The following is a 5,783-nucleotide window of genomic DNA, read 5'->3' on the forward strand; positions in this document are numbered from 1 at the left end:
TTAGTCTGACATTTGTTGCTACCAGTATTCCATCTCTACGTCCATAGGAACCTTGGACCAGTCTTTTAATGATCTCTCCTTCCTCTAAAATACCCGGCAACTCTTTTATTTCTTTGCGTTCCAATAACCTGCTAGCTCCTTCTAAAGGTCTGATATGCGTTTTTACTTCTTCTAGAGTCGGCATCATGTTCACCCGTTTTTCGATGAGACTTTTCGATATACTCAACGTTTCAATAATATATATCTTATGTTAGTTTAATTGAAGTTAATACTTAATAAATGTACTTGCTACTTGGTAAAATAACGGTATGAATAATTGCACATTATTAGTTTACTCACCTGTTAATCTCAGTACTGAGTAATAGTTCTCTTCTTCTTTACTTCTTACACATCAAACTGTTCAAAACTATTATATATATGTAAGTAACTACTTACTTACCAGATGGATGCAGAACAAAAGATATTGGACGCTGCTTTGAAGGTGTTTGCCAGCGAGGGTTACTCTGGTGCAACTACCCGCAGGATCGCGGAAGAGGCAAATGTTGCCGAAGTGACCCTTTTTAGAAAATTCCAATCAAAAGAGAATCTGCTGAAAGAGGTTCTGATCAAGAACAGGGCTCCGGAATTTGATTCTCTACTAACTGTAAATTCAGATTCAGATATTGAAACGGATCTTTCTACATTAGGCAGACAAATTAAAAAAATAATGACTGATAAGAAAAAAGATTGCAAGCATCGTATGTTTATGTTCATGTTGATAGAGGAAGGAAGGAGGAGGCCTGAGGTTGCTGAGATCCTATCATCTTTTTTTCAAATGAATTTGTCTCGCCTAACCGAATACTTTGAGCTTCAAATGAAATGTGGAAAAATACGTGATGTAAATCCTAGATCAGCAGCGCTGACTTTTATAAGTTTTTCTGCTTACACCTCCTTGTTAAGAGGGTATGTCGAGGTTGAAGAAGATAAAGAATTTGAGGGATTTATTGACCTATTTACAAAAGGTGTCCTGAAGATAGAGGAGCACAGGTGAGTAAGTGGAAACAATTATTGAGGTCAGGGATCTTGCTAAGATCTTTCATTCGAGAGGAAGGAAAATAGTTGCAGTAGAGCACGTAAGTTTCGATGTACGTAAGGGAGAGATTTTTGGTATGATAGGACCTAACGGAGCTGGCAAATCCACTACTTTTTCCATGCTCACCACTTTAATAAAGCCTACAAGCGGCAGTATAAAAGTCGCGGGTTTTGATGTTAATAAAGAGGACGACAAGATCAGACCTATTATAGGTATCGTCCCTCAGAAGCTCAGTCTTTATTCAGATCTTACAGCCAGAGAGAATCTGGAATTTATGGGTAAACTCTATAATGTACCAACAAATCTCATGGACGAGCGAATAGATTACTACTTAAAACTTGTAGGTCTCGAAAACCATGCAGATCGTTTTACAGGAGGCTTTTCAGGCGGCATGAAGCAACGTCTTTCCGTTATCTGTGCAGTGCTGCACGAGCCTCAGATCATATTCTGGGACGAGCCTTCAACAGGTCTTGATCCGCAGACCAGGCAGGCTATCTGGAAACTTGCCAAAAAATTCAATGGAGAAGGAAAGACTCTGATATTCACAACTCATTACATGGAAGAGGCTGATAACCTATGTGACAGGGTTGCTGTAATGAACTTAGGTAAAATGGTAGCTCTGGATACCCCTGCAAATTTAAAGGAAATCTCAGGAAGTTCAAATCTTGAAGAAGTATTTATGCACTTGACCGGAGAAGAGGTGCGTGATTAAATGGCGATAATGACCGAACTAAAGCATGCGTGGATAATAACGATAAAGGAATTCAAGCTTCTTTCAAGAAAGAAGGCACTTTTGATCCCTTTAATACTATTTCCAATTATCATGATCATTTTCTTTGGCTACGGCATGGGTGGTACTGTAAAGAATGCTCCCATTCTCATCATCAACGATGATACTGGTACAGCTTCAAATTCCCTTGTTCAACAGATCGGTAGCTATACTGGCAAGTACAATGGAGAGCCGATGTTCTCCATAACCTATGCGAAGGACATGTCACGATCGAAAGCCGAGAGTCAGATCGATGCAGGTGTGTATAAAGCTGTTCTACTGATCCCTTCAGATTATAGTGATAAACTAGCTAAAAATGAAAGTGTTGCCCTTACTCTTTTGACTGATTCTTCAGACACTACCACAAGTGGCATAATCACAAATTTCATGAGGCAATTATTCGCAAAAGCTGGCTTAGTTTCTTTAAATGTTCCAAATATTTATGGTAATCTTGAATACCTGGATTTCCTGACGCCAGCTGTTATAGCCCTTACTGTTTTTATGGGTTCTGTAGCTACCACAGGTTCTGCTATTGCAGGAGAAAAAGAAGATGGTACAATTGTCCGGATGCTGATGACGCCTGTCAGCAAGAGAGCGGTGATTCTCGGAAAAACGATATATCAACTTATAATGCAATTAGGCAGAGCTGTAATTCTAATACTTGCAGCCTATTTCCTTGTAGGGTTCCATATGAATGGCAGCTGGTTCCTTGTTGCTCTGGTACTCATTATATTCACCCTTGGTGGAGTAGGTATGGGGATAGTCATGTCGACAAGAGTTGATGATATGGAATCCTTCTTCCAGCTAAACATGCTCGTCACTCTTCCGTCCATGTTCATCACTGGCGTATTTTTCCCACTGAGTTCGGTTCCGGACTGGATGCGTTATATCGCTTATTTACTGCCTTTGACCTATGCGAACGATGCTATGCGCACGATAATGATCAAGGGCCAGGGTTTGAGCGCTATATCTACAGATCTGGTAATACTCTTGCTCTTTGCACTTATTACTTTCACAGCAGGTGTCCATCTTTTCAGGAGGGAGGCATAAAATGAAGAAAATGGCAATATTCGTTTCCATATTGATCTTGATCTCAGGCGTTGCAGGAGCCTATGATACTCTGAGCGCTTATAGTGTATCTCAGAGCTTCGATTTTGGAGAAAATTACTACAATGTAGATGGTAGTCCTGACATAAGTGCTACTATCATCGGTAGCAATGAATTTGATAGAGGTCAGACAATCACTTTGAATATTGATCTGATGAACAATGGCAAACTTTTCGGATTTGAGAATGATAGGACTCCCGAAGATGCGGATGAGATCTATGGTGCTCAGACAGAAATGAAGCTGGAGAGTGCTGTAGTGGATGCTACCGGGATAGTAGCTTCTCTTTCAGCTGATCCCGGAAGTCCCATCGAGGTAAAATCAGTAAGCCAGAGGATAGGTTCCATAAAAAGTGGACAGAACTCTCTCTCACCAGCAAAATTCGATATAAAGATTGATAAAAATGCAAAGGCTGGGGAATACAACCTTTATCTGAACCTTTCATATGATTACCAGAAAAATGTGCAGGTCATGGGTCCGGATGCCACTGCTCAGACTTATGATGTGAACCGCTGGTATGGAATGATGGTCCAGAACCAGACATTAAAAATCATAGTAAAAGATCAGGCCGATTTTGAGATCGTAAGTACTACAGGCAGTCTTTTTCCCGGCGGAGAGGAAGTGCTGATCATAGAGATCAAAAATACTGGTGAAGAAGAGGCAAAGAACGTAAAGGTTATAGCCAATCCGTCCGACCCTCTGAGCACAACAGATAGTGTAGCATTTATATCTACTATGACTCCTGGCAGCACGGCTGTTGCAAAGATCAAAATTAAGGCAGATAGTGAAGCTGTGTCTAAGGTCTATGGTATCGATACTGTCGTGAGATACGAAACCCTGGAAGGCGACATCAAATATTCAAATACCTTACAGGTCCCGATAGAGGTAAAAGAAGCTGGACTTTTTCAGCGATTATTCGGGTGGATCTAATAAGAGGTGGTATTTGGAGTTGCGCTCGAATTAAGCAGCAACTTCTACCATCTTCTGCATACTTTCAGTGGCTGATAAGATTGCTGATCAGTGATACACATGGTGAAAAAAATAAGTGGTTCCGGGCCATCTGCTGAAAATACAGTATCCTCTTCTGAAGTTTCGGAGATATGTCAAACTCCTTCTGAATCTGCACGTAACTCCGAAAAACAAATTGTCCTTATGATCGCGATACTTGCCGGATTCATCACTCCCTTTGATGGTTCGGCAGTAAATATTGCGCTGCCTACGATAGGAGCGGAATTCCACATGGATGCTATCTCTCTTTCATGGGTTGCCACTGCGTACCTCCTTTCTTCAGCAGTGTTCCTTGTCCCATTCGGAAAAATAGCTGATATCTACGGCAGAAAAAAGGTTTTTCTATATGGCATAACGATCTTCAGCCTCGCTTCCCTGGCCATGACAATGGTTCCTTCCACAGAGATGCTGATCGCGATCAGGGTCGTTCAGGGTCTTGGAAGTGCCATGATCTTCGGGACGGGAGTTGCTATAGTTACTTCTGTTTATCCTCCGGGAGAACGTGGAAAAGCCCTGGGTATCTATATCACTGCTGTTTACATAGGACTTTCCACCGGTCCTTTCCTTGGTGGAATAATGACTCAGCATCTCGGCTGGAGGAGTATCTTCTTTGTAAATGTTCCCATAGGTATGGCAGCAATTCTTCTCATTCTCTGGAAACTTAAAGGCGAATGGGCCGAGTGCCGGGGAGAAAAATTCGATCTGACTGGGTCTATTATCTACGGTCTGGCAGTAGTTTCTGTAATGTATGGTTTCTCATTGCTTCCGAATATAAACGGTACTTTTCTTCTGGCAGCAGGAATTATTGGTGCAATTATCTTTATCCTGTACGAAAAAAGCATAAGGTTCCCTGTACTTGATATGAATCTTCTGACAAAGAACCGTGTTTTTGCTCTTTCGAACCTTTCAGCACTTATTAATTACAGTGCAACTTATGCAGTGACATTTCTCCTGAGTCTTGATCTGCAGTACACAAAGGGTTTCACACCTGAACATGCCGGATTGATCCTGGTAGCTCAGCCGATTTTTCAGGCTATGGTCTCCCCTATCGCTGGCAGGTTCTCGGACAGTATAGAACCGCGTCTCATTGCATCTGCGGGAATGGCACTCACTGCAACCGGTCTTTTTTTCCTGACCTTCGTTTCAGAGACAACAGCCATCTGGTACATAGTCTGCATTCTCGTACTGCTTGGTATCGGGTTTGGGTTTTTCTCATCACCCAATACCAATGTTATCATGAGCTCGGTAGATAAGAGGTTCTATGGCGTAGCATCCGGGATGAACGGAACTATGAGACTTCTTGGACAGATGCTTTCGATGGGCATTGCTATGATGATCTTTGCAGTTGTTACCGGTCCTGTGGAGATAACACCCGAATATTATCCTCAGTTCATTGCAAGCCTGCACTATGCATTTATGCTGTTCACCATCTTCTGTATCGTGGGTATATTCGCATCTCTTGTCAGAGGGAAAGCGACTCCGCCAAATCAGTCTCACGATCCTGGAAGTTGTCAGAATGGTGGAAAATAATCTTTATTCTGAAGCATATTCGGAAATAATCAAGAGGATTATTCTCAAACCATATTCCAAAGCTGGCAACAGGTTCATTTATTCTGGATTACAATTAGGACAAAGTAGGTGATGACTTTGCAGAAAATGCTCAGCTTTTTATTAATGGGATTGTTGGTTGCAGGCCTGGTAGCAATCTCCGGATGTACGGACAAGACCGTAGAAGAGACTGTGGGAGAGAAAGTAAACCAGACAAAAGAGACGGTAGGACAAAATATAAATCAAACTGTAGGCAAGGCTGTAAACCAAACCAAAGAAGC

General features: G+C 41.8%; 6 protein-coding genes. 5 read left to right on the top strand and 1 reads right to left on the bottom strand.

Going from position 1 to position 5,783, the window contains the following annotated elements; all coding sequences use genetic code 11:
* The coding region (locus ACCM36_RS08395; protein ID WP_370573304.1) for a hypothetical protein at window positions 1–184 on the bottom strand (184 nt) is incomplete at its 3' end.
* A 258-nt stretch (window positions 185–442) separates the two neighbouring features.
* Here ACCM36_RS08395 and ACCM36_RS08400 point away from each other — a divergent pair.
* From ACCM36_RS08400 to ACCM36_RS08420, 5 genes are all read left to right on the top strand, one after another.
* Window positions 443–1,030 carry a TetR/AcrR family transcriptional regulator gene (locus ACCM36_RS08400; protein ID WP_370573305.1) on the top strand — a complete coding sequence of 196 codons (588 nt, stop codon included), beginning with the start codon at window positions 443–445 and terminating at the stop codon, window positions 1,028–1,030.
* Between the two features lie 4 nt (window positions 1,031–1,034).
* The gene (locus ACCM36_RS08405; RefSeq protein WP_370573306.1) at window positions 1,035–1,784 is read left to right on the top strand and encodes an ABC transporter ATP-binding protein; all 750 of its coding nucleotides are present in this window, start codon (window positions 1,035–1,037) and stop codon (window positions 1,782–1,784) included.
* The gene (locus ACCM36_RS08410) at window positions 1,785–2,891 is read left to right on the top strand and encodes an ABC transporter permease (protein WP_370573307.1); all 1,107 of its coding nucleotides are present in this window, start codon (window positions 1,785–1,787) and stop codon (window positions 2,889–2,891) included. It begins immediately after the preceding gene.
* Between the two features lies 1 nt (window position 2,892).
* On the top strand, window positions 2,893–3,876 hold the full coding sequence (locus tag ACCM36_RS08415) for a COG1361 S-layer family protein (RefSeq protein WP_370573308.1): 984 nt from the start codon (window positions 2,893–2,895) through the stop codon (window positions 3,874–3,876).
* A 99-nt stretch (window positions 3,877–3,975) separates the two neighbouring features.
* Entirely contained in the window at window positions 3,976–5,484 is a 1,509-nt protein-coding gene (locus ACCM36_RS08420; RefSeq protein WP_370573309.1) for an MFS transporter, read from the top strand.
* Window positions 5,485–5,783: the final 299 nt, after the last annotated feature.

This window comes from Methanomethylovorans sp., from assembly GCF_041305605.1.
Taxonomy (GTDB): domain Archaea; phylum Halobacteriota; class Methanosarcinia; order Methanosarcinales; family Methanosarcinaceae; genus Methanomethylovorans.

Coding starts and splice junctions, on each gene's coding strand:
- ACCM36_RS08400 (WP_370573305.1), top strand. CDS start 443: ATGGATGCAGAACAAAAGATATTGGACGCTGCTTTGAAGGTGTTTGCC.
- ACCM36_RS08410 (WP_370573307.1), top strand. CDS start 1,785: ATGGCGATAATGACCGAACTAAAGCATGCGTGGATAATAACGATAAAG.
- ACCM36_RS08415 (WP_370573308.1), top strand. CDS start 2,893: ATGAAGAAAATGGCAATATTCGTTTCCATATTGATCTTGATCTCAGGC.
- ACCM36_RS08420 (WP_370573309.1), top strand. CDS start 3,976: ATGGTGAAAAAAATAAGTGGTTCCGGGCCATCTGCTGAAAATACAGTA.